The organism is Streptomyces sp. NPDC057697, assembly GCF_042799335.1.
Taxonomy (GTDB): Bacteria; Actinomycetota; Actinomycetes; order Streptomycetales; family Streptomycetaceae; genus Streptomyces.
In genome coordinates this window covers 25321-49711 of the sequence record NZ_JBHVJA010000008.1, presented here as the reverse complement: position 1 = coordinate 49711, position 24391 = coordinate 25321, and the positions used below count along the sequence as shown (strand labels likewise).

The window sequence follows — 24391 nt, the reverse complement described above, 5'->3', positions numbered from 1 at the left end:
CCCGGGGGCCGGAGGGCCGGGCCGGGTCGAAGAGGCCCTTCCCCGGCCGGGCCGGCGAGCGGGTCCGGGGAACACGGTGAGCGACGACCACGCGGTGCGGCGCGCGTCCCGGCCCCCCGGCGCCGCGGAGCCCGCTTCCGGGCCCGGAGCCAGGTGGGGAGGGTTGCTCGGTCCTCCGGGCGGCCCGCCCCCACGGGCGCACTCCCCCGACCCGATGCAGTACGTTCACACCATGTCCCAGCCCGCCAGGTCCTCCCGTGTCTCCGCCGCGCCCGACGCCCAGGAAAGTGCCGCAGGCACGCGCGCCGCCGCCCAACGGCTGAAAATGCGCCGCGAACTGGCCGCCGCGGCGATGGAACTCTTCGCCACGAAGGGGTACGAGGCGACGACCGTCGACGAGATCGCGGGCGCCGCCGGGGTCGCCCGGCGTACCTTCTTCCGGCACTTCCGCTCCAAGGAGGAGGCGATCTTCCCGGACCACGACGACACCCTCGTCCGGGCCGAGGCCGTCCTCAACGCCGCGCCGCCGCACGAGCACCCGCTCGACACGGTCTGCCGCGGCATCAAGGAGGTCATGAAGATGTACGCGGCGAAGCCCGCGGTCTCCGTGGCCCGTTACAAGCTGACCCGTGAGGTCCCCACCCTGCGGGAGGCGGAGATCGCCTCGGTGGCCCGCTACGAACGGCTGTTCACCCGCTATCTGCTGGGCCATTTCGACGAGCGCGACCACCATGTCGGCAATGACGACCCGCTGCTGGCGGAGGTCGCGGCGTCCGCCGTCGTCACCGCGCACAACCATGTGCTGCGCCGCTGGCTGCGGGCGGGCGGCGAGGGCGACGTGGAGGCGCAGCTCGACCACGCCTTCGCGATCGTCCGGGACACCTTCGGGACCGGCATCGGGGCGGGGCGGACCGTCGGCGCCGAGTCCGCGCGGCAGCCGGCCGCCTCGGTGGCGTCCCGGGACGAGGTGCTGGTCGCCGTGGCGCGGACGGACGCGCCGCTCGACGAGGTGATGCGCACGATCCAGCAGGCCCTCCAGGACCGCTGACCGGCGGTGTTCCGGCCGGGCGGCGCCGCGCGGATATCCGGTTGCCCCGCCCGTGGGCCGGTGTTGTGGTGGACCGATGAATGCTGATCAGGAAGCACTGCTGAGCCTGTTCGACCGCGAGATGCGCGAGCACGCCCGCCCCGACGGTCCGGGTGTCCGGGTCGAGCGCACCGGAGAGGTGGTCCGGCAGGTCGGCGCGGCCGACGACTGGAACGGCGTGGTCTGGTCGGCCCCGGATCTGGACCCCGCGCGGGCGGACGCGGTGATCGCGGCCCAGGTGGCGCGCTACGAGGCGCTCGGCCACGGCGAGTTCGAGTGGAAGCTGTACGCGCACGACCGGCCGGCCGGGCTGGCGGACCGGCTGCTGGCGGCCGGTTTCGAGGCGGAGGAGCCGGAGACGCTGCTGGTCGCCCCGGTCGCGGAGCTGTCGACGGCGGTGGAGCTGCCCGAAGGGGTGCGGCTGCGTACGGTGAGCGACGCGGACGACGTGGAGCTGATGGCCCGCGCCCATGAGCGGGCGTTCGGCTCGGAAGGGTCCGGGCTGCGGCAGCAGGTGCTGACTAGGCTGGCCGAGGAGCCGGACGGCTTCGTCGGCGTCCTCGCCATGGCGGGCGACGAGCCGGTGGGTTCGGCCCGGATGGAGCTGTACCGGGGCACGGGCTTCGCGGGGCTCTGGGGCGGCGGAACGGTCGAGGCGTGGCGCGGGAAGGGCGTCTACCGGGCACTGGTGGCCTTCCGTGCCCGGATCGCGGCGGAGCACGGCTACCGCCACCTCCAGGTCGATGCCTCCGACATGAGCCGCCCCATCCTCCAGCGGCTCGGATTCACGGCGCTGGGCACGACGACGCCCTACGTGTACCGCTCGCACTGATCGATCATTCGCGGCTCCTTTGGGGGCAAAGTGCCGCGAAACCCCTCGGTCGGCGCTCATCGGTGCCCCGCCGGTGACAAGTGAGAGAAATTGTTGGCACCCAGTGCCTTGCCAGGTGTCACGGAGTGCCATACGTTGAAGTTGTCCGGGCGGCCGGCGTGCCGAGATCCCACGTACGCCGGCTGTCCCCGCAAGCGAGTTGCCTGCGCGCCCGGACGCCTGCGTCACAGGCACCCTTCCGCTCCACGGAGCAAGCCGAAGCTTCGACCGCCGGACCGACGGCAGCACCGCCACACCACACCGCCCTCTCTTGCTCGCAGGGACTCTCAAGCGTTCCCTCGGCGCCCCCATCCTTCGGAGGCACACCGTGAAGGAAATCCTGGACGCGATCCAGTCGCCGGACAGCACGACCGCGGACTTCGCAGCCCTCGCCATCCCCGAGTCGTACCGCGCGGTGACCGTGCACAAGGACGAGACCGGGATGTTCGACGGCCTCGCCACCCGCGACAAGGACCCCCGCAAGTCGCTCCATCTCGACGAGGTCCCGGTGCCCGAACTCGGGCCGGGCGAGGCCCTGGTCGCCGTGATGGCGAGCTCGGTGAACTACAACTCCGTCTGGACCTCGATCTTCGAGCCGATGTCCACCTTCGGCTTCCTGGAGCGCTACGGAAAGGTCAGCGAGCTCACCCGGCGCCACGACCTGCCGTACCACGTCATCGGCTCGGACCTGGCGGGCGTCGTCCTGCGCACCGGCCCCGGCGTCAACGCCTGGCACCCCGGCGACGAGGTCGTCGCGCACTGCCTCTCGGTCGAACTGGAGTCCTCGGACGGCCACAACGACACGATGCTCGACCCCGAGCAGCGGATCTGGGGCTTCGAGACCAACTTCGGCGGCCTGGCGGAGATCGCGCTCGTCAAGTCCAACCAGCTGATGCCGAAGCCGGACCACCTCAGCTGGGAGGAGGCCGCGGCTCCCGGCCTCGTCAACTCCACCGCGTACCGCCAGCTCGTCTCGCGCAACGGCGCGGGCATGAAGCAGGGCGACAACGTGCTGATCTGGGGCGCCAGCGGCGGACTCGGCTCGTACGCCACGCAGTTCGCGCTGGCCGGCGGCGCCAACCCGATCTGTGTCGTCTCCAGCGAGCAGAAGGCGGAGATCTGCCGGAGGATGGGCGCCGAGGCGATCATCGACCGCAACGCCGAGGGCTACACGTTCTGGAAGGACGAGCGGAACCAGGACCCGCGCGAGTGGAAGCGGTTCGGCAAGCGCATCCGCGAGCTGACCGGCGGCGAGGACGTGGACATCGTCTTCGAGCACCCCGGCCGCGAGACCTTCGGCGCGAGCGTCTACGTGACCCGCAAGGGCGGCACGATCGTCACCTGCGCCTCTACCTCGGGCTACAACCACGAGTACGACAACCGCTACCTGTGGATGTCGCTCAAGCGCATCATCGGTTCCCACTTCGCCAACTACCGCGAGGCCTGGGAGGCCAACCGCCTGGTCGCCAAGGGCAAGATCCACCCGACGCTCTCCAAGGTCTACTCGCTGGAGGAGACCGGCCAGGCCGCCCACGACGTGCACCGCAACGCCCACCAGGGCAAGGTCGGCGTCCTGGCGCTGGCGCCGCGCGAGGGCATGGGCGTGCGCGACCGGGAGATGCGCGAGAAGCACCTCGACGCCATCAACCGCTTCCGGGACATCTGAGATGAGCGGCCGTCAGAAGGACCGCCCCTGGCTCATGCGGACGTACGCGGGCCACTCCACGGCCGAGGCGTCCAACGAGCTCTACCGGCGCAACCTCGCCAAGGGCCAGACGGGTCTGTCGGTCGCCTTCGACCTGCCGACCCAGACGGGGTACGACCCCGACCACATCCTCGCCCGCGGCGAGGTCGGCCGGGTCGGCGTCCCCGTCTCGCACCTCGGCGACATGCGACGGCTGTTCCAGGACATCCCCCTGGAGCAGATGAACACCTCGATGACGATCAACGCCACCGCGATGTGGCTGCTGGCGCTCTACCAGGTGGTCGCCGAGGAACAGGGCGCCGACCCCGCGAAGCTCCAGGGCACCACCCAGAACGACATCGTCAAGGAGTACCTCTCGCGCGGGACGCACGTCTTCCCGCCAGGCCCCTCGCTGCGGCTGACCACCGACATGATCACGTACACCGTCAACCGCATCCCGAAGTGGAACCCGATCAACATCTGCAGCTACCACCTGCAGGAGGCGGGGGCCACGCCGGTCCAGGAGATCGCGTACGCCATGTCGACCGCCGTCGCGGTGCTGGACGCGGTCCGCGACTCCGGCCAGGTGCCCGAGGAGCGGTTCGGCGACGTGGTCGCGCGGATCTCCTTCTTCGTGAACGCGGGCGTCCGCTTCATCGAGGAGATGTGCAAGATGCGCGCCTTCGGCCGCATCTGGGACCGGGTCACCCGCGAGCGGTACGGCATCGAGAACGCCAAGCAGCGCCGCTTCCGCTACGGCGTCCAGGTCAACTCCCTCGGCCTGACCGAGGCCCAGCCGGAGAACAACGTCCAGCGCATCGTCCTGGAGATGCTGGCCGTCACGCTCTCCAAGGACGCCCGCGCGCGGGCCGTCCAGCTGCCGGCCTGGAACGAGGCGCTGGGGCTCCCCCGGCCCTGGGACCAGCAGTGGTCGCTGCGTATCCAGCAGGTGCTCGCCCACGAGAGCGATCTGCTGGAGTACGAGGACATCTTCGCCGGGTCGCACGTCATCGAGGCCAAGGTGGACGAGCTGGTCACCGAGTCGCTCGCCGAGATGGAGCGGATCGAGCGGATGGGCGGTGCCATGGCGGCCGTCGAGTCCGGCTATCTGAAGTCCGAGCTGGTCTCCTCGCACGCCGCCCGCCGGGCCCGGATCGAGGGCGGCGACGAGCGGATCGTCGGCGTCAACATCTACGAGACGACGGAACCGAACCCGCTCACCGCGGACCTCGACGGGGCGATCATGACGGTCGACCCGGCCAACGAGGCCAAGGTCGTCGCCGCGCTGCACGACTGGCGCGACAACCGCGACGAGGCCCGCGCCTCCGAGGCGCTGGCGGCGCTGAAGAAGGCCGCCGCGGGCAGCGACAACATGATGGAGGCGACGGTGGAGTGCGCCCGCGCGGGTGTCACCACCGGCGAGTGGTCCTGGGCGCTGCGCGACGTCTTCGGCGAGTTCCGGGCCCCGACCGGCGTCTCGTCCGCGCCGGTCGCGGTGACCGCGGAGGCGGGCACCCCGCTGGCCCTGGTCCGCGAGAAGGTGGCCCGCACCGCGGCCGATCTGGGTACCGGACGGCTGCGGCTGCTGGTCGGCAAGCCGGGCCTGGACGGGCACTCCAACGGCGCCGAGCAGATCGCCGTACGGGCCCGCGACGCCGGCTTCGAGGTCGTCTACCAGGGGATCAGGCTGACCCCCGAACAGATCGTCTCGGCCGCGCTCGCCGAGGACGTGCACTGCGTCGGCCTGTCCATCCTGTCCGGTTCGCACGCCGAACTCGTACCGGACGTGCTCACCCGGCTGCGCGAGGCGGGCGCCGCCGACATCCCGGTCATCGCGGGCGGCATCATTCCGCCCGCCGACGCCTCGGCCCTGATCGGGGCCGGTGTCGCCGCCGTGTTCACCCCGAAGGACTTCGGCATCACGGAGATCATCGGCCGTATCGTCGACGAGATCCGGAAAGCGAACAAGCTCGACCCTCTGGAGGTCCCCGCATGACTGCCGTCAACCGCCCGTCCGTCTCCCCCCACCACCCGCGAGAGACGTCCCTGCGGGACGGCACCTCCCGTCTGCGTCCGCGCCGCTCGTGCCTGGCCGTGCCCGGCTCGAACCCGCGGTTCCTGGAGAAGGCCCAGGGCCTCCCCGCCGACCAGGTCTTCCTCGACCTGGAGGACGCCTGCGCCCCGCTCGCCAAGGAGGGCGCCCGGCATACCATCGTCGACGCGCTGAACAACGGCGACTGGACGGGCAAGACCCGGGTCGTACGGGTCAACGACTGGACCACGCACTGGACGTACCGCGACGTCATCACGGTGGTCGAGGGCGCGGGCCAGAACCTCGACTGCATCATGCTGCCCAAGGTCCAGGACGCCCAGCAGGTCGTCGCCCTCGATCTGCTGCTGACCCAGATCGAGAAGACGATGGGCTTCGAGGTCGGCGGGATCGGCATCGAGGCGCAGATCGAGAACGCCAAGGGCCTGGTGAACATCGACGACATCGCCGCCGCCTCGCCCCGGCTGGAGACGCTGATCTTCGGCCCGGCCGACTTCATGGCGTCGATCAACATGAAGACGCTGGTGGTCGGCCAGCAGCCGCCCGGGTACGGCGCGGACGCCTACCACTACATCCTGATGCGCATTCTGATGGCGGCCCGTACGCACGACCTCCAGGCGATCGACGGCCCCTTCCTGCAGATCCGTGACGTGGACGCGTACCGGGAGGTCGCGGGCCGGGCGGCGGCGCTGGGCTTCGACGGCAAGTGGGTGCTGCACCCCGGCCAGGTGGACGCGGCCAATGAGGTGTTCTCGCCCTCTCAGGAGGACTACGACCACGCGGAGCTGATCCTCGACGCGTACGAGTGGTGCACCTCCGAGGAGGGCGGCAAGAAGGGTTCGGCGATGCTCGGCGACGAGATGATCGACGAGGCGAGCCGCAAGATGGCCCTGGTGATCGCGGGCAAGGGCCGGGCGGCCGGAATGCAGCGCACCTCCAAGTTCGAAGCACCGGAGGTCTGATCATGCAGTTCGGGCGCACCTATGAGGAGTTCGAGGTCGGTGCGGTCTACAAGCACTGGCCCGGGAAGACCGTCACCGAATACGACGACCACCTCTTCTGCCTGCTGACCATGAATCATCACCCGTTGCACATGGACAGCAACTACGCGGAGCGGACGACGGATTTCGGAAAGAATGTCGTCGTCGGCAACTACATCTACTCGCTGCTGCTCGGAATGTCCGTTCCGGACGTCTCCGGAAAGGCGATCGCCAATCTGGAGGTCGAGTCGCTGAAACACGTCGCGCCGACCTTCCACGGCGACACGATCTACGGCGAGACGACCGTTCTGGGCAAGACCCCGTCAAAATCCAGGAGCGACCGCGGAATCGTCCACGTGGAGACCAGGGGGTACAAGCAGGACGCCACGCTGGTCTGCGTGTTCCGCCGCAAGGTGATGGTCCCCACCGAGACATACATCGAGGAGCGCGGCGGCGAGCAGCCGGGCCGCCCCGAGCTGAACCAGCCCTCGCAGAAGAACGTGGAGAAGCAGCCATGACGCGACTCGCCCAGACCGCCGGCCTCACCGACGTCCAGCGGGAAATTCTCTCCACGGTCCGTGATTTCGTCGACAAGGAGATCATTCCGGTCGCGACCGGGCTGGAGCACCGTGACGAGTACCCCACCGAGATCGTCGAGGGACTCAAGGAGCTCGGCCTGTTCGGGCTGATGATCCCCGAGGAGTACGGGGGTCTGGGTGAGTCGCTTCTCACATACGCGCTGTGCGTGGAGGAGATCGCCCGCGGCTGGATGAGCGTGTCGGGAATCATCAACACGCACTTCATCGTCGCCTACATGCTCAAGCAGCACGGCACCCAGGAGCAGAAGGACACGTTCCTGCCGCGGATGGCACTGGGCGAGGTGCGGGGCGCGTTCTCGATGTCCGAGCCGGCGCTGGGTTCGGACGTCTCGGCGATCACCTCCAAGGGCGTCAGGGACGGCGAGGAGTACGTCCTGAACGGCCAGAAGATGTGGCTGACCAACGGCGGCACCTCCTCGCTCGTCGCCGTCCTGTGCCGGAGTGACGAAGGCCACCCCGAGGGGACCGCCCCGCACAAGTCGATGACGACGTTCCTGGTGGAGAAGGAGCCCGGCTTCGGCGAGGTCCGGCCCGGCCTCACCATTCCCGGCAAGATCGACAAAATGGGCTACAAGGGTGTCGACACAACCGAACTCATCATGGATGGGCTACGAATTCCGGCCAATCGAGTACTCGGCGGCACGACCGGCCGAGGGTTTTACCAAATGATGGACGGAGTCGAGGTCGGCCGGGTAAATGTGGCCGCGCGTGGTTGCGGTGTCGCACAGCGTGCATTCGAGCTGGGAGTGTCCTACGCCCAGCAGCGCCAGACCTTCGGAAAGCCGATCGCCCAGCACCAGGCCATCCAGTTCAAGCTGGCCGAAATGGCCACCAAGGTCGAGGCCGCCCATGCGATGATGGTAAACGCAGCACGCAAAAAGGACTCCGGGGAACGAAACGACCTGGAAGCAGGGATGGCGAAGTACCTCGCCTCGGAGTACTGCAAGGAAGTCGTCGAGGACGCCTTCCGCATCCACGGCGGTTACGGCTTCTCCAAGGAGTACGAGATCGAGCGCCTCTACCGGGAGGCACCGATGCTGCTCATCGGTGAAGGGACTGCCGAGATCCAGAAAATGATCATTGGGCGCCGACTCCTTGAGGAGTACCGGTTCCAGGGGTGATTGTCCCTTTCCTGGCGTTTTGGCCGCGAAGAAGATCACACCCTGTCATCCTCGGCCGGTGCCTTCCAGCCGTCCGACTCGGCTGCTGGCTTGCCCAGTTGTTGCCCGCAACCGATAACATCGCCGGAAAAGCCGCCGTCCCCCGTTGCCAGCGCGGCATCATCCGCTACGAAGGTCATCCATGCCCGACAGCCAAACCTCTGCACCACGCGGCGGGGTCCGCCTTGCGCGCGGAGCTTCGCCGTGGCTCCTCCCGACCGTCGCCACCGCGGCGCTCAGCATCGCCCGCGCCCGCAAGTCCGGGCGCTGGGCCGCGGTCGCCGTGCCCACCACCGCGCTCGCGGCGGGCATGCTGTGGTTCTTCCGCGACCCCGAGCGCGAGATCACCCAGGGCCGGGTCATTTCGCCGGCCGACGGCGTGGTGCAGAGCATCATGCCGTGGAAGGACGGGCGCACCCGCGTCGCGATCTTCATGAGCCCGCTGAACGTCCATGTCAACCGTGCGCCCCTGGCCGGCACGGTGACCTCGGTCGAGCACGTCCCCGGCGGGTTCGTTCCGGCGTTCAACAAGGAGAGCGAGAACAACGAGCGCGTCGTCTGGCACTTCGACACCGAGCTCGGCGACATCGAGATGGTGCAGATCGCGGGTGCGGTCGCCCGGCGCATCGTCCCGTACGTCCCGCAGGGCACCAAGGTGGAACAGGGCGAACGCATCGGCCTGATCCGCTTCGGCTCCCGGGTCGACATCTACCTCCCGGAAGGTGTCGACGTCGCGGTCGAGGTAGGCCAGGCCACCACCGCGGGGGTGACTCGAATTGACCGTGATTGATCCCGACACCCAGGCCGGCTGGGTGCCCGAGTCGGAGTCCGAGGAGGACGCCGGCGAGGACATGCCGCTCTCTCTGCGGCTGTCGATAGCGGACACCCTCACTCTCGGCAACGCCACGTGCGGATTCATGGCGGTGTACTTCACCACCACCGGAATCCTCATCCCGCACCTCACGGGCAGCGACGAGAGCGGCATGGCGCGGCACTCCGCCGCCACCGCCGTGATCCTGATGCTCCTGGCCGCGGTGTTCGACCTCTTCGACGGGCTCGTGGCGCGCAAGCTGCGTTCCTCGCCGATGGGCGCCGAGCTGGACAACCTCTCGGACCTGATCAGCTTCGGGCTCGCCCCGGCGTACTTCGTCCTGGTGTACGGCATGGTCGCGGACGACGCGCACCAGCGGGTGTCGGCGCTGGCGGCGATCGTGGTGCTGCTGGCGGTGGTGCTCAGGCTTGCGAGATTCTCGTGCGTGACCCTGAAGGACGGCATGTTCCAGGGCATGCCGAGCCCCTTCGGAGCGCTGACGGTCGTCTCGATCGTGCTCCTGGAGCTGCCCTTCGTGCCGACGCTGCTCGCGATCGTCGGAGTGGCGTGGCTGATGGTCAGCCGGGTCGAGTACCCGAAGCCGCGGGGCGTCCTCGCGGTGGCGATGCTCAGTTGGATCGTGGCCGCGATGGGGCTCCTCGCCGCATGGGCGTTCGACGCCCCCGGCGGCCAGCTGCTCCTCCAGACCGGCTGTGCGCTCCAGGTGGTGCTGGGAGCGGTCATCCCGCTCTTCGCGACCGCCCGGCGGGTGAACACCTTCCGCGACAACCGTCGCGAGGCACGGACGGCGCAGCTGCCGTAGCGGAACGCGCAACGCGTGAGAAGGACCCGGGTGCTCCCCAGCGCCCGGGTCCTTCCCGTATCCGCCGCGGCCCCCCGGCGGCCGTTCCGCGCGTCGCTGCCGGGCCTGCCGCGCCACCGGGCCGCGGGTGATCCGGCCACGGGCATCGGCGCAGTATGTTGGGGCGCACGGGAACGGGGGCTTCTTCGGGCGCCTGCGATGGGCCCGGTCCCGGGAACCGGGCCATGACGACGAAGGACTCGGAACCCCGATGACAGACAACTCCGACATGATCGACTTCGTTCGGGCCCGTCTCGCCGAGGAGGAGCGCATCGCGCTGGAGGCGGGCGGCGACAGCTGGCGGTGCCCGGCCGACGTACCCGGCGAGGTCCACGACCGGTCCGGGGCCATCGCGTTCAGTCTGCGGAATCTCGGTTTCGACCAGCACATCGCCGACCAGGACCCCGCGCGCACGCTGCGCCGGATCGAGACGAGCCGGGTACTGCTCGACGAGTACGCGGAGGTCGCCGGTCTGGACACCGACCGCCCCGAGCACGACTTCCGGTCCGGCCGGGCCGTGGGGCTGGGGTTCGCCGTCCGGCAGCTGGCCGCGGAACACGCCGGTCATCCCGGGTACCGCGCCCGGTGGCTCCCCCGCTTCATCCAGTAGGCGCGGGTGGCCGACGGCCCTGCCTGCTGCGGACGGCCCGGGAGGGCTAAGGTTTCAGAAGGGGCGTATCGGACCGCCCAGGGATGCCATGCACCGACACCGCAGCGCACCGGACAACGCCCAGGACCTCCTCGTCACACTGGGGCGTCTCGTCGATCAGGCCCTGGAGAACATCCGGTTCCAGCGCGCTCGGGCCGAGCTGGGCCTGGCCCTTCAGCGGCACATGCTTCCCGGCGGGCTGCCCAACTTCCCGGGCATCCGGATCGGGGCCCGGTACTCCCCCTCGCAGGACGGTCTGGCCGTCGGCGGCGACTTCTACGACGCGTTCGCGATGCGGGACGGGGTGGCGGCGCTCACCATCGGCGACGTTCAGGGCCACGGGGTGGAGGCCGCCGCCTTCATGGGCGAGGCCCGCGCCAGCCTCCGGGCGCTCGCCAGCGTCACGGCCGACCCCGGTGAGGTGCTGTCCTGCGCCAACGATCTGCTGATCTCGCTGGGCGGCGACCTCTTCACGACCTGCTGTCTGCTGAGCGTCCTCCCGGAGAGCGGTGAGCTGTCCGTGGCGCGGGCCGGACACGTACCGCTCGTCTGGGGCACCGACGACGGGGACTCGGGCATCTTCGTCGACGCCGGCGGGATGCCCCTGGGCATCATGCGCGGCCAGCGCTACCCCGTGACCCGTCGGCGGCTGCTCGGGCCCGGGTATCTGGTCCTGGTGACCGACGGGGTCGTGGAGGGGCCTTCGTACCCGATCGACGAGGGGCTCGCCGCGGTGGCGGACCTGGTCGGCTCGGCGGACGGGGCCGATCCCGGCGAGCTGGCCGCGCGGGTGATCGAGGTGGCGGACCTGACCGGCCACGAGGACGACGCCGCCGTCCTGGTCGTCCGGTACGACGGCGGACCGGAAGGGGGCGGCGGGAACGGGCCGTGAAGAGCGCGTCCCGTCCGGCGCGGCCCAAAGGGGCGAGGACAGGAAGGAGCACCGGCCGCGGGAAAGGGCCACGGCCCCGGGCGGGGACAGGGGCACAGGCACGGACAGGGGCAGGAGCATGCACCGGATCTCCCCCATTCGCCGCCATCGGCACACTGTCGGCGCGCCCGCTCCGCCGGTACGCGACGGTGTGGTGTCTGATGCTGGTGTGGTGGACAGCGCACGGTTCCGGCGGCATGCGGTCCAGCTCCTGACGGTCCTGGCGGTGGCGGCCTGCTACTACGCGACGGCCCGTCTGGGGCTGCTCCAGCAGCTGGTGCGCGGCCAGGTCACCCCGCTGTGGCCGCCGACCGGGATCGCCCTCGCGGCACTGCTCGTCCTCGGTGTGCGCAGCTGGCCGGGGATCGCTCTCGGCGCGCTGGCCGTCAACATCACCATCGGGCCCTCCGTGCTGCCCGTGCTGGTCATCGCCGTCGGGAACACGGTCGCGCCGCTCTGTTCCTGTCTGCTGCTGCGGCGGGCGGGGTTCCGCAACGAGCTCGACCGGCTGCGGGACGCCCTGGCCCTGGTCTTCCTGGGCGCGCTGGCGGGGATGCTGATCAGCGCGACCGCGGGCACCGGTGCCCTGGTCCTCTCGGGGGCGCTGCGGTCCAGCGACTTCTGGCCCACCTGGTCGGTGTGGTGGACCGGCGACGCCATGGGCGTCATGGTCGTGACCCCGTTCCTGCTGGCGCTGCGCAGGGCCCGATGGCCGTACGACGTCGGACCGGCGAGGTGGGCGGAGGCGGCCGCGCTGGCGGTGTGCACGGTGGCCGTCACCCTGCTGGTGACCGACATCGCCGGTGCCTCGCTGCTCTTCCTCGTGTTCCCGCTCCTGATCTGGGCCGCGTTCCGGTTCGAGCGGGCCGGTGCCGTCTGCTGCGCGCTGGGTGTGTCCACGCTGACGATCCTCGCGGCCGGGCGGATGACCGGCCCCTTCGCCCACCACGTCCTGCTCACCAACATGATCACGCTCCAGGCCTTCATCGGCTCCATCGCGCTGACCTCGCTGCTGCTGGCCGCGGTCGTCACCGAGCGGAACAGCACATACCGCGAGATCAAGCGGCTCTGCTCGCAACTCGCCGGGAAAGTGACCCGTCAGGATCCGTGAATCACTCCATCGGTCCTGCGACGGGTGCGCGGACCCGCGATCCGCAGCAGGCTGAGGGGCGACGGCACCGCGACGAGGGCAACCGCACGCCGGAACTCGGGCGTACGGGCGCCGTAAGAGGTGGAGCCATGCCCCATGTGTCTGCGAAGGTCCAGGTGTCCCGGCCCGCCGGGGAGATCTTCTCGTTCCTCCGGGATCCGCGGAACCTGGCCGAATGGTCGTCCAGCATAGACCGGGTGATAGAGGGCCCGATCGCCACCGCGCTGGGTGACGAGTACACCTGCAAGTTCCCGGGCAGACGGCGGACGCACCGGCTCCGGTGCACCGCGAGCACACCCGTCGAGTATCTGGCCTTCCGCGGGGCGGGCATGTGGACGCCCCTGGGCCGCCACTCCCCCGAGCTGGAGTTCCGGCTGAGTCCGGGTCTGCGGGGGACGACGGTCACCGTCTCGGTCAAGCCCCATCTGGACGGCGGCATGATCATACTGGCGCCGCTCGTGACGATGGCCTGGCGCAGGGACCTGCCTGCCGAGCTCCGGTGCCTGGCGGAGCTGCTGGGCGACAGGACGGGCACGGACCCCGGTCCCGCCCCGGACGGTCCGTCCGCCGGGCAGGACGCGGGGGACGGTCAGGACGCGGCCCCCTCCGTGCGATGAGCGGGCCGCCCGCGGCACCGGGCCGGAGCCGGGTGCCGCCGGGAGACGTACGGATCCCTCCGGACGGGGCCGTCGCGTCCGTGGCCCGTCCCCGGGCGCGGGACGGGCCGTGGCGGCCCGGTCCCCGGCCACCGTGCGGCACGCGGCGCGGGCGCCCCGCCCGGCTACCGCAGCAGGAAGTCGCGCGCGAGCGCCTCGGAGGCCCGCTCCAGCAGCGGTCCCGCCTGGGCCATGGAGACCGCCGGGTCCGGCTCCAGGTCCGCGAGGGCGTACGCGCGGCTGATGCCCGCCCCGGCCAGGGCCTCCTGCGGCAGGGCCAGTCGGCCGCAGACCGCCACGACCTCGATCCCCGCGGCGCGGGCGGCCGCCGCCACGCCCGCAGGTGCCTTGCCGTGGAGGGTCTGCGCGTCGAGCGAGCCCTCCCCGGTGATCACCAGGGTGGCGCGCGCCAGCGCCGGGGCGAAGCCGAGGACGTCCAGCATCACCTCGATACCGGGACGGAAGCGGGCGCCGAGCGCGACCATGGCCCCGTAGCCGATGCCGCCCGCCGCGCCCGCGCCGGGCAGTCCGGCCTGCTCCGGGCCGAGGACCGAGGCGTAGTGGGCGAGCGCCGCGTCGAGGGTCGCGATGTCCCGCTCGGTCGCGCCCTTCTGCCTGCCGTAGACCTCCGGGGCGCCCTTCGGGCCGGTCAGCGGGTTGTCCACGTCGCTGGCGAGGATCAGGTCCACCTCGGCCAGCCTCGGATCGAGCCCGGTCAGGTCGGCCTCCGCCAGCGCGGCCAGTCCGCCGCCACCCGGGCCTACGGGCTTGCCGTCCGCGTCCAGGAAACGGGCGCCGAGCGCGGCCAGCATGCCCGCGCCGCCGTCCGTGGTCGCGCTGCCCCCGACGCCGAAGACGATCGTCCGGGCCCCCGCGTCGAGCGCGGCGGCGAGCAGCTCGCCGGAGCCGTACGTCGTGGCCGTGAGCGGGGCGAACACCCCCGCGGGCAGGTGCTGGAGGCCCGAGGCCTCGGCCATCTCCACCACGGCGGTGGTGTCGCGCAGCGCGTACGCCGCGGTCACCGGATCCCCGAGCGGCCCGGTCACCCGCGCCTCGCGGCGCTCGAACCCGGCGGCCACCGCCGCCGCCACCGTGCCGTCGCCGCCGTCCGCCACGGGCAGGGTCTCGACCCGTACCTCGGGAACGACCCGTCGCAGCCCGGCCGTCACCCGCTCCGCGACCTGCACCGCCGTGAGCGAGCCCTTGAACTTGTCCGCCGCGACGAGCACACGTGCGGTCTCCATCACTGCTCCGTCCGCCACCTTGCATCCCTTGCTTTCGAACAGGCAGTCGCGCCGCCCCCGACCCTATCCGCAGCGGATACCCGCTGCCCAGAGCCGTCGTCGCTCCGGCGGCCGCGCTGCTGCCACTACGCTGCCCGCGTGACCACCACTGACTACCTCTCCTACATCGCGGGGCTCCCCCGGGTGCTGGCCGCCGCCGCCACCGTGTTCCGGGACGGCCGGGGGCGGGTGCTGCTCGTCGAGCCCAACTACCGTGACGGCTGGGCCCTGCCCGGCGGAACGATCGAGTCCGACGAGGGCGAGAGCCCCCGCCTGGCGGCGCGACGCGAGACCGCCGAGGAGATCGGGCTCGATCTCCCGCCGGGACGGCTGCTCGCCGTCGACTGGGCCCGCAGCCCGCGGCGGCCGCCGATCGCCGCGTATCTGTACGACGGCGGGGTGCTGGACGAGGCGCAGTTGGCGTCGATCCGGCTCCAGGAGGAGGAGCTGCTGTCCTGGAAACTGGTCGGGCGCGAGGAGATCGACCGTTATCTCCCCGGCCCTCTCGCGCGGCGCGTACGGGCGGCGCTGGAGGTGCTCGACTCCGGCGCGGGCGCGGCCGAGCTGGAGGACGGCCACCCGGCGGACGGCTGACGGCACTTCGGGGACAGCCCCCGGCCGCTCACCCACCGTATTCCCGTTGTGTCCCATTGTGCTGACCGGCCGTCACCTGGTACTCCGGTCGACGGGGCCGGACCCGCGTTCATGTGCCATTGGTCCACCGTGCACGCGCGACCGGCATCATCCGGACTCCACGAGAGCGGAGGGATCATGCGTACGCACACGGGACACCTCGGTGGTCTGCCGGCCACGATCGTCGCAGCGTTCGTCTGTACGGCGGTGGTCGCCACGGCATCGACGGCGCTCGCGGAACCGGCGCCGGCCCCGGCTGCCGCACACGGCAGGCTGCCGCTGTCGGTCGACGGCGGCGCCTGGCAGTCCGGCCATGTCCAGGGCATGGCCATCGACCGCCGCAAGGGCTTCATGTACTTCTCGATGACCAACCTGCTGGTCAAGACCGATCTCCAGGGCAGGCCGGTCGGCTCGGTCACCGGATTCACCGGCCATCTCGGGGACCTGGACTTCAACGACAAGGACGGCCGGGTCTACGGCTCGCTGGAGTACAAGGAGGCGAAGTCCTTCTACATCGCGATCCTCGACGTCGACCGCATCACCCGGATGGACATGGACGCCCAGTCCACCGGGGTCGTCTCGACCGTCTACCTCAAGGAGGTGGTGAAGGACTTCACCGCCGACATGAACGGGGACGGCGTCTTCGACGGCGACACCGGCGCCACCCCGGACCACCGCTACGGCTGCAGCGGCATCGACGGGGTCGCGTTCGGTCCGGCGTTCGGCGACCGGCGCGGCAAGCGTGCCGAGCGCAAGCTCACGGTCGCGTACGGGGTGTACTCCAACACCGGCCGCACGGACAACGACCACCAGGTGCTGCTCCAGTACGACGTCACCCGGTGGAAGAGGTACGAGCGCCCGCTGACCGAGTCGGCCCCGCACACCAGCGGTCCGGCCCGTGTCGACGGCAAGTTCTTCGTGTACACGGGCAACACCAATTTCGGTGTGCAGAACCTGGAGTACGACGGACACAGCGGCAACTGGCTGATGGCCGCCTACAAGGGAGCCAAGCCGGGCTTCCCCAACTACTCGGTCTTCGCGCTGGACGGCAGCCGCAAGCCGGTACGCGGCCCGGTGCGCGGCCAGCAGCGCCCGGAACGCGGACTGCTGCTCCCGCTGCTGCGCGAGGGCGCGCACGACACCACGACCGGTACGTGGGGGTGGCCGGCGCCCGGACAGTACGGGCAGTACGGGCTGGTCTCGCTCGACGACGGGCGGTTCTACGTCGCGAAGAGCGGCACCGTGCAGGACGGCGGCGTCACCAAGCAGACCGCGAGCGCCGTGCTGAACACCTGGACGGGCCTGACCCCGTCGCCGTTCACCCCGGCCGGTCCCGCGGCCTGACGTACACCGCACGCACCCCCGGCCCCGCGGGTCCGGTGGCCTCCCGGGGCCGAAATGGCCTCGCCCGGAGCGTCCGGCGCTGCGTACGCTCGCGGCATGACTCTCGTCGCGATCCTCAGCGGCGCCGGCATCTCCACGGACTCCGGCATTCCCGACTACCGCGGGCCCAACGGGCTCTGGCGCAAGGACCCGGAGGCCGAGAAGCTCGTCACGTACGACTTCTACATGGCGGACCCGGAGATCCGGCGCCGTTCCTGGCAGCTGCGCCGCACCAGCGCGACCTGGGCCGCGGAGCCCAACGCGGCCCACCGCGCGGTGGCCGAGCTGGAGCGGTCCGGCACGCCGGTCCGGGTGATCACCCAGAACGTCGACGGTCTGCACCAGCTGGCCGGGCTCTCCGCCCGCAAGGTCCTGGAACTGCACGGGACCGCGCGCGAGGTGGTCTGCACCCGCTGCCGGGCCCGTTCCCCGATGGCCGAGGCGCTGGCCCGGGTGGAGGCGGGGGAGGCCGACCCGCCGTGCACGGTCTGCGGCGGCATCCTGAAATCGGCCACGGTCATGTTCGGGGAGCGGCTCGATCCGGTGGTGCTGGGCGAGGCGGTGTCGATCACCAAGGCGTGCGAGGTGTTCATCGCGGTCGGCACGACGCTCCAGGTGCAGCCCGCCGCCTCGCTGGCGGGGATCGCGGTGGAGCACGGCGCACGGCTCGTCGTGGTGAACGCGGAGCCGACGCCGTACGACGAACTGGCCGAGGAGACCGTCCGCGAGCCCATCGGCACGGCGCTCCCGGCGCTCCTGGAGCGGCTGGCGGCCGGTCCGGGCGCGGCCGGGGGGTCGTAGGGTCCGCGTCGGAGGGGGCGTCGTCGTCCGACCGGAGGGCGGGCCCCGCGGCGGGCGGCACTTCGAGGACAGTCCCGCCGGACGGCCCTCAGCCCTCCAGTTCCCGCTGTACGCGGCGGGAGGCGCGGAACGTGTACAGGTCGAGGATCTCCGGCGGGTCCGCCAGCCCCGGGCCGCCCGCCTCGACCCAGGCGACGATGTCCGTCACCGCGTCCGGGTCGTTGACCAGTCCGAGCCAGACCGGGCGGCCGCCCGCGCGGCGGCCCTCGGCCGAGGGCTGGACGACGATGACATTGGCCTGTTCGCAGGCGTCCAGGCACTCCACGGCGCGTACCGTCGCCCGCTCGCCCAGCGACCGCCGCAGCTCGGCGAGCTGACCGGCGTGGTCCACGTCCGGGATCTTGGGCGTGCCGCAGCAGCAGCCGCGGCAGACGCTGACGGTGGGCCGGGGCGCGCCCTGGGCAGGGACCGCGCCTCGGGTACGACGGCTCATGCGGGGACGCTTCCGGTGCGGGCGGGGGTGATCACCAGGGGACTGTACCCACCCCCGCCGGGGGATCGAACACCCGATCGCCGCCGTGGGCGGGTGGGGTACAGTTGGTGGCTGCGAAGGGGAGTAGCCCCGCAAACCGGTCGTCGACACACTGGAACCTCCGGGTTCCCGGTGGCCGGGCCCGTGGATCACCGCGGGCGGGCGAGACCTTCGGTCAGGTATGACACGCCCGCGTCCGTGGGCGCTGACGTCATGCCGGGCCGAGTGGTCCTCCGGATGCCCCAGTGGCGCTTCGCGAAGGCCCGGGGCCCGGCTCCTACAGAAAGCCACCCGGAATGCACCTCGACCCCCTGGCGATTCTCACCGCCTTCGGGCTGATCTTCCTCGCGGAACTCCCCGACAAGACGATGTTCGCGTCGCTCGCCATGGGCACCCGCATGCGACCCCTGTACGTCTGGTTCGGCACGTCGTCCGCGTTCATCGTCCACGTCGCCATCGCGGTGGGGGCCGGCAGCCTGATCGGGCTGCTGCCCGACTGGATCGTCAAGCTCGTCTCCGCCTCCCTCTTCGCCTTCGGCGCCTTCATGCTGCTGCGCTCCGGCGGCGGGGACGGCGACGAGGACGGCGGCACGAAGACGGTGACCGGCTTCTGGCCCGTCTACTCGACCGCGTTCATGGCCGTCTTCATCAGTGAGTGGGGCGACCTCACCCAGATCACCACGGCCAACCTGGCCGCGAGCAACGGCACGTGGTCCACGGCCATCGGTTCCGCGGCCGCGCTGATGTCCGTCTCGGCGCTGGCGCTGCTCGCCGGGCGTTTCATCGCGAAGCGCGTGCCGCTCAGGACGGTCCAGCGGATCGGCGGGCTCTGCATGCTGGGGCTGGCGGTCTGGACCCTGGTGGAGATCTTCACCGGCTGACGGCCTCGGTGCGCGAGCGGGCCCGGACCGGGTGTGTCCGGGCCCGCCGCCATGTCCGCGGACGGGTGCCGAGGGCGTCAGAAGAGCGCCGGGGCGGCGTCCTCCGTGCCGTTCTCGAAGGCCAGCAGCCGCTGCTTGCGGTCGAGTCCGCCGCCGTAGCCCGTGAGGCTCCCCGAGGCACCGATGACACGGTGGCAGGGGACGATGATGCCCACCGGGTTCTTGCCGTTGGCCAGCCCCACGGCGCGCGAGGCTCCCGGTTTGCCGAGGTTCTCGGCCAGTTCGCCGTAGGAGCGGGTCTCGCCGTACGGAATCAGCTGGAGCTGTGCCCAGACGCTGCGCTGGAACGGGGTGCCGTCCAGTCGCAGCGGCAGGTCGAAGGTGCGCAGCTCCCCGGCGAAGTAGGCGTCGAGCTGGCGGGCGGCCTCGGCGAAGGGCCGGGGGTCGGGTGCGCCGAAGGTCTCCTCGGGCGGGCGGTGCCGCTGTCCGGTCATGTAGAGGCCCGCGAGGACCCCGTCGGTGGCGACGAGGGTGAGCGGCCCGTACGGGCTGTCGACGACGGTGTGCTGCCGGGTCGCGGTGGAAGGAAGTGTCGTGGTCATGGCCAGATTCCCGATGGTCCTCAGAGGGGCAGGTGGTTGATGGGGTGGTCGTCCACGGTCCACAGGTACTGGACCGCGTACGCCCGCCAGGGGCGCCAGGCGGCCGCGCGGGCGGTGAGCGCCGCGGGGGTCGAGGGCAGGCCGAGTTCCCCGGCCGCGCGCCGGATGCCCAGGTCCGTGGGGAGGAAGGCGTCCGGGTCGCCGAGCGCCCGCATCGCGATCACCTCGACGGTCCAGGGACCGAAGCCGGGCAGGGCGGACAGTTCGGCCCGCGCGCGCTCCCAGTCGGTGTCGGTACCCAGCCGCAGCGATCCGTCGGCGAGGGCGCCGACGAGGGTGGTGAGGGTGGTGCGGCGGCTGCGTGGCAGGGCGAGCTGCTCGGGGTCGAGCCCGGCGAGCGCCCCGGGGTCCGGGAAGAGGTGGGTGAGGCCGCCCTCCGGGTCGGTGACGGGCAGGCCGTGGGCGGTGACCAGACGGGCCGCGTGGGTCCGGGCGGCGGCGGTCGACACCTGCTGGCCGAGCACCGCCCGTACGGCGAACTCGGCGCCGTCGACGGTCCGCGGGACCCGTCGGCCCGGGGCCTTGCGGACCAGCGGGGCGAGGAGCGGATCGGCGGACAGCTGCTCGTCGACGGCCACCGGGTCGGCGTCCAGGTCGAGCAGCCAGCGGCAGCGGCTGATCGCGAGGGTGAGGTCGCGCGGGTCGGTGAGCGAGAGGCGGCAGGCGATGTGGTCGGGGTGCGGGGTGAGCGCGACGATGCCGTGTCCGTACCGCAGCGAGAGCGTGCGGCGGTAGGCGCCGTCGCGCCACTCCTCGACGCCGGGGACGGCGGTGGCGGCGAGGTGACCGAAGAGGTTGCTGGGGTTGAGCGGGGCCCGGTACGGCAGCCGCAGCACCATCACTCCCGGAGTGGCCGGGGGCCGCACGGAGCGGGCGGCGCGGCTGCGCAGCTCGCCCGGGGGGAGCGCGAAGACCTCGCGGACGGTGTCGTTGAAGGTGCGGACCGACGAGAACCCGGCGGCGAACGCGACTTCCGCCATGGGGAGTCCGGTCGTCTCGATGAGCAGTCGCGCGGTCTGGGCGCGCTGTGCGCGGGCCAGGGCGAGCGGGCCCGCGCCGAGCTCGGCGAGGAGCTGGCGCTCGATCTGCCGGGCGGAGTAGCCGAGCCGGGACGCGAGTCCGGGGACGCCCTCGCGGTCGACGACGCCGTCCCGGATGAGCCGCATCGCGCGGGCCACCGAGTCGGCCCGCGCGTTCCACTCCGGGGAGCCGGGGCTGGTGTCGGGCCGGCAGCGTTTGCAGGCCCGGAACCCGGCCTGCTGGCAGGCGGCCGCGCTGGGGTAGAAGGTCATGTTCTCGACCTTGGGCGGCACGGCCGGGCAGCTGGGACGGCAGTAGATCCGGGTGGTCAGGACCGCCGTGAAGAACCAGCCGTCGAAGCGGGCGTCCTTGGAACGGACGGCGCGTACGCAGCGCTCGGTGTCGGTGTGCATGGCTCAAGCATCCGCCACGCGACACCCGGAGGCTGGCGAGAATCCGACATCCACGCCGGGCTGCCAGCACTTCGCCGTGGCCCGGAGCCCCGGCGGGGAGCCCTCGCGGGGAGCCCTCGCGGGGAGCCCTCGCGGGGAGCCCTCGCGGGGAGCCCTCGCGGGGAGCCCTCGCGGGGAGCCCCGGCGGCCGCGTCGGCCGCCGGGGCCCCTCCGCCCGGTCCACGGGCTGCGCCGGTCTCTCACCAGGAGGACTTGGTGACCCCCGGGAGATGTCCGGCAAGGGCCTGCTCGCGCATCCGGATGCGGGAGAGCCCGAACTTCCGCAGATGGCCGCGGGGCCGCCCGTCCACGCTGTCCCGGTTGCGCACCCTGGTCGCACCTGCGTCACGCGGCTGGCGCCGCAGCTCGTCCATGGCGGCCCGGCGTTCGGCGTCCGTGGAGGAGGGGCGCCGGATGGTCTCCTTCAGCGCGGCGCGCCGGGCGGCGTACCGCTCGACGGTCGCCCGGCGCCTCTCGTTCTGCGCGATCTTGCTCTTCCTGGCCATCAGACGTTCGCTCCCCCGGCGCGGATCCGGGCGACGGCCGCCTCGATCCCGATGCGGTCGACGGTCCTGATCGCCCTGGCGGAGAGCGTCAGCCGGACGTACCGGCCCTCGCTCGGCAGCCAGTACCTCTTGCGCTGGATGTTGGGGTCGAAGCGGCGCGGGGTGCGCCGGTGGGAGTGGGAGACGGCGTTGCCGAAGCCGGGCCGTGCGCCGGTCAGTTGGCAGTGGGCGGACATGGGGCTACCTGCTTTCCATGGAGAACCACTTGTTGGAAATGGAAATCATTGCCATATAGTAGCGGTCATGGCTCGCAACGAACTGCGCCCGGTCGTCAGGCTCCGCTCCACCGCCGGGACCGGCTTCACCTACGTCACCCGCAAGAACCGCCGCAACGACCCCGACCGGATGGTCCTGCGCAAGTACGACCCGCTCGCCCGCAAGCACGTCGAGTTCCGCGAAGACCGCTGACCCGGCCCCGCACCCGACCCGGAAGGACACCCTCATGAAACCCGGAATCCACCCCCCGTACGGCCCCGTCGTCTTCCGCGACAAGGCGGCCGGCTCCGCCTTCCTCACCCGGTCCACCGCGACCGGCGAGAAGACCGTCACATGGGAGGACGGGAACACCTACCCCGTCGTCGACGTCGAGATCTCCTCGGCGAGCCACCCCTTCTTCACGGGCACCGCCCGTGTGCTGGACACCGCGGGCCGCGTCGAGCGGTTCGAGCGCCGCTACGGCCGACACGGGGCGAACTGATGCGGGACAGCGGCCGGTTGCCCGTCGTGATCGTCGGCGGGCTCCACTCCGAGGCCCGCCGCGAGGCCGTCGACGGGCTGCTGCGCGCCGTCCCCGGCAGCGTCGCGCTCCACCACGACCTGGCCACCGCCGCCGAGGGCACCGTGCTCCGCCTCGTGCGGGACGCCTCGGGCGAGCTGTCCCGCGGATGGACCCCGCTCATCGACGACTGCGCCTGCTGCGCGTTGCGCGAGGACCTGGTCCCGGAGCTGGAGCGGCTGGCCGGTGAAGGGACGGCCCGGCTCGCGATCGTCGAGCTCTGGGACTCCGTGGAGCCCCGGACGATGGCCGAGGTCGTCGTCGCGCACGGCGGCGCCCTCTTCGAGCTCACCCAGGTGATGACCGCCGTCGACCCCGCTCTCGTGCTGCCCTGTCTCGGGAACGGCGACGACCTGGCCGATGCGGGGCTCGCGGCGGCCGCCACGGACCGGCGGACCGTCGGCGACACCTGGGCCCGGCAGCTGGAGTACGCGCCCGTGCTCGCCCTCGCCGACCGTGCGACGGCCGACGAGGAGGACCGCGCGCTGCTGACCCAGCTCCATCCGACGGCACGTCAGGTGAGGGCGGGCTCGGCCGAACTGGCCCGTCTCGCCCTCGCGGGCTTCGACGCGGAGGCGGCCGCCGCCCAGCACCCGGCGTGCGCCCGGCTGCCGCAGGAGGCGGACGAAGCGGGGGTGGCCACGCTCGTCTGGCACCGCCGCCGCCCCTTCCACCCCGAGCGGCTTTTCCGGGCGCTGGAGGAGCTGTGCTGTGCGGCGGCGCGCAGCCGGGGCCGCTTCTGGCTCGCCGACCGCCCCGACACGCTGCTGTCCTGGGACGCGGCGGGCGGCGCGCTCTGCGTGGAGAGCGCGGGGCCATGGCTGGCCTCCCTGCCGGACGCGGCCTGGGACCTGGTGCCGCCCGTCCGCCGGGCGGCGGCAGCCCTCGACTGGCATCCGGAGCACGGCGACCGCTGCCAGCACCTCGTCTTCACCTCGCCCGGCCTCGACCGGGACGGGCTGGCCCGGCTCCTCGGGAGCTGTCTGCTCACCGATGCCGAATACGCCGCCGGACCGGAGGTCTGGCGACAGCTCCCGGCCCCCTTCGACTCATTTCTCGACCCGGTCCGCTGAACCCGGGGGCCACGCGGGAAACGCGCGTCGCACGGCGGAAGGATCCCCACCGGCCCAGGCGTCCCCGCCCCGGCCCGCCGGACGCGGCCGCCATGTGACGGGGCCGGCGACCGGCGGCTGCGCCGGCCCGCCCGCGTGATCCGTCACGCCCGGGAGGCGGCCCCGCCGCTCCGGGGCCTTCGTCCGGACCGGGCCCGGCCGAACCGGACGAAAGCCCCGGCACCCACGCGCCGCGCGCGTACGCCGGACCCTCCCCGTCCGCCGGACGCGCGCGGCGTCCGCCGTTCAGCCCCGCGCCTCCAGCGCCGCTTCGAACTCCGCGTACGCATACGCGTCGAACAGCACGAACCGCACCTCCTCGACGGGTGCCACCGCCTCCTGACGGACCGTACGGACGGCGATCCGCGCCCCGTCGTCCATCGGCCAGCCGTAGATCCCGGTCGAGACGGCCGGGAAGGCGACCGTGCGCGCCCCCAACTCGGCGGCCGCGCGCAGCGATTCGCGGTAGCAGGAGGCCAGAAGCGGGGAGCGGTCCTCGGAGCTGCTCCAGACCGGCCCGACGGTGTGGACCACCCAGCGGGCGTCGAGCGCGCCGGCCGTCGTGGCGACGGCCAGGCCGGTGCGCAGGCCCTTTCCGTACTGCGACGCGCGCAGTTTCCGGCACGCGGCGAGGATCTCCGGGCCGCCGCGCCGGTGGATCGCGCCGTCGACCCCGCCACCGCCGAGCAGGGAGGAATTCGCCGCGTTGACGATGACATCGACGGACTGCCGGGTGATGTCACCCCGGACCAGGGTGATGGTGACGCCCTCGGGTGTACGCATGGCGGACATCATGCCCTG

27 protein-coding genes are annotated in these 24391 nt (G+C 71.9%); 20 read left to right on the top strand and 7 right to left on the bottom strand.

The annotated features are described in order from the left end of the window. Nucleotides 1-232 precede the first annotated feature (232 nt). From ACFVFH_RS21175 to ACFVFH_RS21115, 13 genes are all read left to right on the top strand, one after another. Nucleotides 233-1048, top strand: coding sequence for a TetR family transcriptional regulator (locus ACFVFH_RS21175; RefSeq protein ID WP_383770906.1), 816 nt, complete (start codon nt 233-235; stop codon nt 1046-1048). Between the two features lie 76 nt (nt 1049-1124). Then, nucleotides 1125-1919: a GNAT family N-acetyltransferase gene (locus tag ACFVFH_RS21170; RefSeq protein ID WP_383770904.1), complete on the top strand. Its 795-nt coding sequence runs from the start codon at nt 1125-1127 to the stop codon at nt 1917-1919. A 367-nt stretch (nt 1920-2286) separates the two neighbouring features. Next, nucleotides 2287-3624: a crotonyl-CoA carboxylase/reductase gene (gene ccrA, locus ACFVFH_RS21165; RefSeq protein WP_383770901.1), complete on the top strand. Its 1338-nt coding sequence runs from the start codon at nt 2287-2289 to the stop codon at nt 3622-3624. A gap of 1 nt (nt 3625) precedes the next feature. Next, on the top strand, nt 3626-5638 hold the full coding sequence (locus tag ACFVFH_RS21160) for a protein meaA (protein WP_383770898.1): 2013 nt from the start codon (nt 3626-3628) through the stop codon (nt 5636-5638). Continuing rightward, the gene (locus ACFVFH_RS21155; RefSeq protein WP_383770895.1) at nt 5635-6654 is read left to right on the top strand and encodes an HpcH/HpaI aldolase/citrate lyase family protein; all 1020 of its coding nucleotides are present in this window, start codon (nt 5635-5637) and stop codon (nt 6652-6654) included. Before ACFVFH_RS21160 ends, ACFVFH_RS21155 begins: the two co-directional genes overlap by 4 nt. Nucleotides 6655-6656: 2 nt before the next feature. Continuing rightward, entirely contained in the window at nt 6657-7190 is a 534-nt protein-coding gene (locus ACFVFH_RS21150) for a MaoC family dehydratase (RefSeq protein WP_383770893.1), read from the top strand. Continuing rightward, nucleotides 7187-8392, top strand: coding sequence for an acyl-CoA dehydrogenase family protein (locus ACFVFH_RS21145; RefSeq protein ID WP_383770891.1), 1206 nt, complete (start codon nt 7187-7189; stop codon nt 8390-8392). The genes ACFVFH_RS21150 and ACFVFH_RS21145 overlap by 4 nt, the downstream gene beginning before the upstream one ends. 181 nt (nt 8393-8573) lie before the next feature. Next, complete coding sequence (locus ACFVFH_RS21140; RefSeq protein WP_383770889.1) at nt 8574-9221, top strand: phosphatidylserine decarboxylase; 648 nt, start codon at nt 8574-8576, stop codon at nt 9219-9221. Beyond that, complete coding sequence (gene pssA / locus ACFVFH_RS21135; protein WP_383770886.1) at nt 9208-10065, top strand: CDP-diacylglycerol--serine O-phosphatidyltransferase; 858 nt, start codon at nt 9208-9210, stop codon at nt 10063-10065. The genes ACFVFH_RS21140 and pssA overlap by 14 nt, the downstream gene beginning before the upstream one ends. 250 nt (nt 10066-10315) lie before the next feature. Next, on the top strand, nt 10316-10714 hold the full coding sequence (locus ACFVFH_RS21130; protein WP_383770883.1) for a DUF6221 family protein: 399 nt from the start codon (nt 10316-10318) through the stop codon (nt 10712-10714). A gap of 88 nt (nt 10715-10802) precedes the next feature. Continuing rightward, nucleotides 10803-11645, top strand: a complete 843-nt coding sequence (locus ACFVFH_RS21125) for a PP2C family protein-serine/threonine phosphatase (RefSeq protein WP_383770880.1) — start codon at nt 10803-10805, stop codon at nt 11643-11645. 208 nt (nt 11646-11853) lie between these two features. After that, entirely contained in the window at nt 11854-12795 is a 942-nt protein-coding gene (locus tag ACFVFH_RS21120; protein ID WP_383770877.1) for an MASE1 domain-containing protein, read from the top strand. Nucleotides 12796-12923: 128 nt separating this feature from the next. Continuing rightward, the gene (locus ACFVFH_RS21115) at nt 12924-13451 is read left to right on the top strand and encodes an SRPBCC family protein (RefSeq protein WP_383770874.1); all 528 of its coding nucleotides are present in this window, start codon (nt 12924-12926) and stop codon (nt 13449-13451) included. A gap of 164 nt (nt 13452-13615) precedes the next feature. Here the strand turns inward: ACFVFH_RS21115 and ACFVFH_RS21110 are convergent, their stop codons facing one another. Next, nucleotides 13616-14734 (bottom strand): glycerate kinase, encoded by a 1119-nt coding sequence (locus tag ACFVFH_RS21110; RefSeq protein ID WP_383770872.1) that lies wholly within the window; start codon nt 14732-14734, stop codon nt 13616-13618. 138 nt (nt 14735-14872) lie between these two features. On the opposite strand from ACFVFH_RS21110, the gene ACFVFH_RS21105 reads away from it, so the two are divergent. The 3 genes from ACFVFH_RS21105 (at nt 14873) to ACFVFH_RS21095 (ending at nt 17590) form a co-directional block, all read left to right on the top strand. After that, nucleotides 14873-15367 carry an NUDIX domain-containing protein gene (locus ACFVFH_RS21105; RefSeq protein WP_383770869.1) on the top strand — a complete coding sequence of 165 codons (495 nt, stop codon included), beginning with the start codon at nt 14873-14875 and terminating at the stop codon, nt 15365-15367. 177 nt (nt 15368-15544) lie between these two features. Further along, on the top strand, nt 15545-16750 hold the full coding sequence (locus tag ACFVFH_RS21100) for a hypothetical protein (RefSeq protein WP_383770867.1): 1206 nt from the start codon (nt 15545-15547) through the stop codon (nt 16748-16750). A gap of 96 nt (nt 16751-16846) precedes the next feature. After that, a complete protein-coding gene (locus tag ACFVFH_RS21095) occupies nt 16847-17590 on the top strand; it encodes an NAD-dependent deacetylase (protein WP_383770864.1) in 744 nt (247 codons plus the stop codon). Between the two features lie 88 nt (nt 17591-17678). Here ACFVFH_RS21095 and ACFVFH_RS21090 read toward each other — a convergent pair whose 3' ends face one another. Continuing rightward, nucleotides 17679-18083 carry a (2Fe-2S) ferredoxin domain-containing protein gene (locus ACFVFH_RS21090; protein WP_383770861.1) on the bottom strand — a complete coding sequence of 135 codons (405 nt, stop codon included), beginning with the start codon at nt 18081-18083 and terminating at the stop codon, nt 17679-17681. A 335-nt stretch (nt 18084-18418) separates the two neighbouring features. On the opposite strand from ACFVFH_RS21090, the gene ACFVFH_RS21085 reads away from it, so the two are divergent. Continuing rightward, a complete protein-coding gene (locus ACFVFH_RS21085; RefSeq protein ID WP_383770858.1) occupies nt 18419-19003 on the top strand; it encodes a TMEM165/GDT1 family protein in 585 nt (194 codons plus the stop codon). Between the two features lie 77 nt (nt 19004-19080). Here ACFVFH_RS21085 and ACFVFH_RS21080 read toward each other — a convergent pair whose 3' ends face one another. The 4 genes from ACFVFH_RS21080 to rpmB all read right to left on the bottom strand — a co-directional run bounded on the left by ACFVFH_RS21080 (nt 19081) and on the right by rpmB (nt 21879). Continuing rightward, nucleotides 19081-19605 (bottom strand): methylated-DNA--[protein]-cysteine S-methyltransferase, encoded by a 525-nt coding sequence (locus ACFVFH_RS21080; protein WP_383770856.1) that lies wholly within the window; start codon nt 19603-19605, stop codon nt 19081-19083. A gap of 20 nt (nt 19606-19625) precedes the next feature. Further along, the gene (locus ACFVFH_RS21075) at nt 19626-21098 is read right to left on the bottom strand and encodes a DNA-3-methyladenine glycosylase 2 family protein (RefSeq protein WP_383770853.1); all 1473 of its coding nucleotides are present in this window, start codon (nt 21096-21098) and stop codon (nt 19626-19628) included. 239 nt (nt 21099-21337) lie between these two features. Next, nucleotides 21338-21643 carry a 30S ribosomal protein S14 gene (gene rpsN / locus ACFVFH_RS21070; protein WP_383770850.1) on the bottom strand — a complete coding sequence of 102 codons (306 nt, stop codon included), beginning with the start codon at nt 21641-21643 and terminating at the stop codon, nt 21338-21340. Further along, nucleotides 21643-21879, bottom strand: coding sequence for a 50S ribosomal protein L28 (rpmB, locus tag ACFVFH_RS21065; RefSeq protein WP_383770847.1), 237 nt, complete (start codon nt 21877-21879; stop codon nt 21643-21645). Before rpmB ends, rpsN begins: the two co-directional genes overlap by 1 nt. 67 nt (nt 21880-21946) lie before the next feature. Between rpmB and rpmG the strand changes: the two genes are divergently transcribed. The 3 genes from rpmG to ACFVFH_RS21050 are packed head-to-tail and all read left to right on the top strand — an operon-like array spanning nt 21947 to nt 23551. Further along, entirely contained in the window at nt 21947-22111 is a 165-nt protein-coding gene (gene rpmG / locus ACFVFH_RS21060) for a 50S ribosomal protein L33 (RefSeq protein ID WP_383770845.1), read from the top strand. 34 nt (nt 22112-22145) lie between these two features. Next, nucleotides 22146-22400 carry a type B 50S ribosomal protein L31 gene (locus ACFVFH_RS21055; protein WP_383770842.1) on the top strand — a complete coding sequence of 85 codons (255 nt, stop codon included), beginning with the start codon at nt 22146-22148 and terminating at the stop codon, nt 22398-22400. Next, the gene (locus ACFVFH_RS21050) at nt 22400-23551 is read left to right on the top strand and encodes a CobW family GTP-binding protein (RefSeq protein WP_383770839.1); all 1152 of its coding nucleotides are present in this window, start codon (nt 22400-22402) and stop codon (nt 23549-23551) included. The genes ACFVFH_RS21055 and ACFVFH_RS21050 overlap by 1 nt, the downstream gene beginning before the upstream one ends. Nucleotides 23552-23836: 285 nt before the next feature. Here ACFVFH_RS21050 and ACFVFH_RS21045 read toward each other — a convergent pair whose 3' ends face one another. After that, nucleotides 23837-24373 (bottom strand): O-acetyl-ADP-ribose deacetylase, encoded by a 537-nt coding sequence (locus tag ACFVFH_RS21045; RefSeq protein ID WP_383770836.1) that lies wholly within the window; start codon nt 24371-24373, stop codon nt 23837-23839. Nucleotides 24374-24391: the final 18 nt, after the last annotated feature.

Bases quoted from the DNA above. Each gene is read 5' to 3' on its own strand.
- ACFVFH_RS21175 (WP_383770906.1), top strand. From the start codon at position 233: ATGTCCCAGCCCGCCAGGTCCTCCCGTGTCTCCGCCGCGCCCGACGCC.
- ACFVFH_RS21170 (WP_383770904.1), top strand. From the start codon at position 1,125: ATGAATGCTGATCAGGAAGCACTGCTGAGCCTGTTCGACCGCGAGATG.
- ACFVFH_RS21160 (WP_383770898.1), top strand. From the start codon at position 3,626: ATGAGCGGCCGTCAGAAGGACCGCCCCTGGCTCATGCGGACGTACGCG.
- ACFVFH_RS21155 (WP_383770895.1), top strand. From the start codon at position 5,635: ATGACTGCCGTCAACCGCCCGTCCGTCTCCCCCCACCACCCGCGAGAG.
- ACFVFH_RS21150 (WP_383770893.1), top strand. From the start codon at position 6,657: ATGCAGTTCGGGCGCACCTATGAGGAGTTCGAGGTCGGTGCGGTCTAC.
- ACFVFH_RS21145 (WP_383770891.1), top strand. From the start codon at position 7,187: ATGACGCGACTCGCCCAGACCGCCGGCCTCACCGACGTCCAGCGGGAA.
- ACFVFH_RS21140 (WP_383770889.1), top strand. From the start codon at position 8,574: ATGCCCGACAGCCAAACCTCTGCACCACGCGGCGGGGTCCGCCTTGCG.
- ACFVFH_RS21130 (WP_383770883.1), top strand. From the start codon at position 10,316: ATGACAGACAACTCCGACATGATCGACTTCGTTCGGGCCCGTCTCGCC.
- ACFVFH_RS21125 (WP_383770880.1), top strand. From the start codon at position 10,803: ATGCACCGACACCGCAGCGCACCGGACAACGCCCAGGACCTCCTCGTC.
- ACFVFH_RS21115 (WP_383770874.1), top strand. From the start codon at position 12,924: ATGCCCCATGTGTCTGCGAAGGTCCAGGTGTCCCGGCCCGCCGGGGAG.
- ACFVFH_RS21110 (WP_383770872.1), bottom strand. From the start codon at position 14,734: ATGGAGACCGCACGTGTGCTCGTCGCGGCGGACAAGTTCAAGGGCTCG.
- ACFVFH_RS21100 (WP_383770867.1), top strand. From the start codon at position 15,545: ATGCGTACGCACACGGGACACCTCGGTGGTCTGCCGGCCACGATCGTC.
- ACFVFH_RS21095 (WP_383770864.1), top strand. From the start codon at position 16,847: ATGACTCTCGTCGCGATCCTCAGCGGCGCCGGCATCTCCACGGACTCC.
- ACFVFH_RS21090 (WP_383770861.1), bottom strand. From the start codon at position 18,083: ATGAGCCGTCGTACCCGAGGCGCGGTCCCTGCCCAGGGCGCGCCCCGG.
- ACFVFH_RS21085 (WP_383770858.1), top strand. From the start codon at position 18,419: ATGCACCTCGACCCCCTGGCGATTCTCACCGCCTTCGGGCTGATCTTC.
- ACFVFH_RS21080 (WP_383770856.1), bottom strand. From the start codon at position 19,605: ATGACCACGACACTTCCTTCCACCGCGACCCGGCAGCACACCGTCGTC.
- ACFVFH_RS21075 (WP_383770853.1), bottom strand. From the start codon at position 21,098: ATGCACACCGACACCGAGCGCTGCGTACGCGCCGTCCGTTCCAAGGAC.
- rpsN (WP_383770850.1), bottom strand. From the start codon at position 21,643: ATGGCCAGGAAGAGCAAGATCGCGCAGAACGAGAGGCGCCGGGCGACC.
- rpmB (WP_383770847.1), bottom strand. From the start codon at position 21,879: ATGTCCGCCCACTGCCAACTGACCGGCGCACGGCCCGGCTTCGGCAAC.
- rpmG (WP_383770845.1), top strand. From the start codon at position 21,947: ATGGCTCGCAACGAACTGCGCCCGGTCGTCAGGCTCCGCTCCACCGCC.
- ACFVFH_RS21055 (WP_383770842.1), top strand. From the start codon at position 22,146: ATGAAACCCGGAATCCACCCCCCGTACGGCCCCGTCGTCTTCCGCGAC.
- ACFVFH_RS21050 (WP_383770839.1), top strand. From the start codon at position 22,400: ATGCGGGACAGCGGCCGGTTGCCCGTCGTGATCGTCGGCGGGCTCCAC.
- ACFVFH_RS21045 (WP_383770836.1), bottom strand. From the start codon at position 24,373: ATGCGTACACCCGAGGGCGTCACCATCACCCTGGTCCGGGGTGACATC.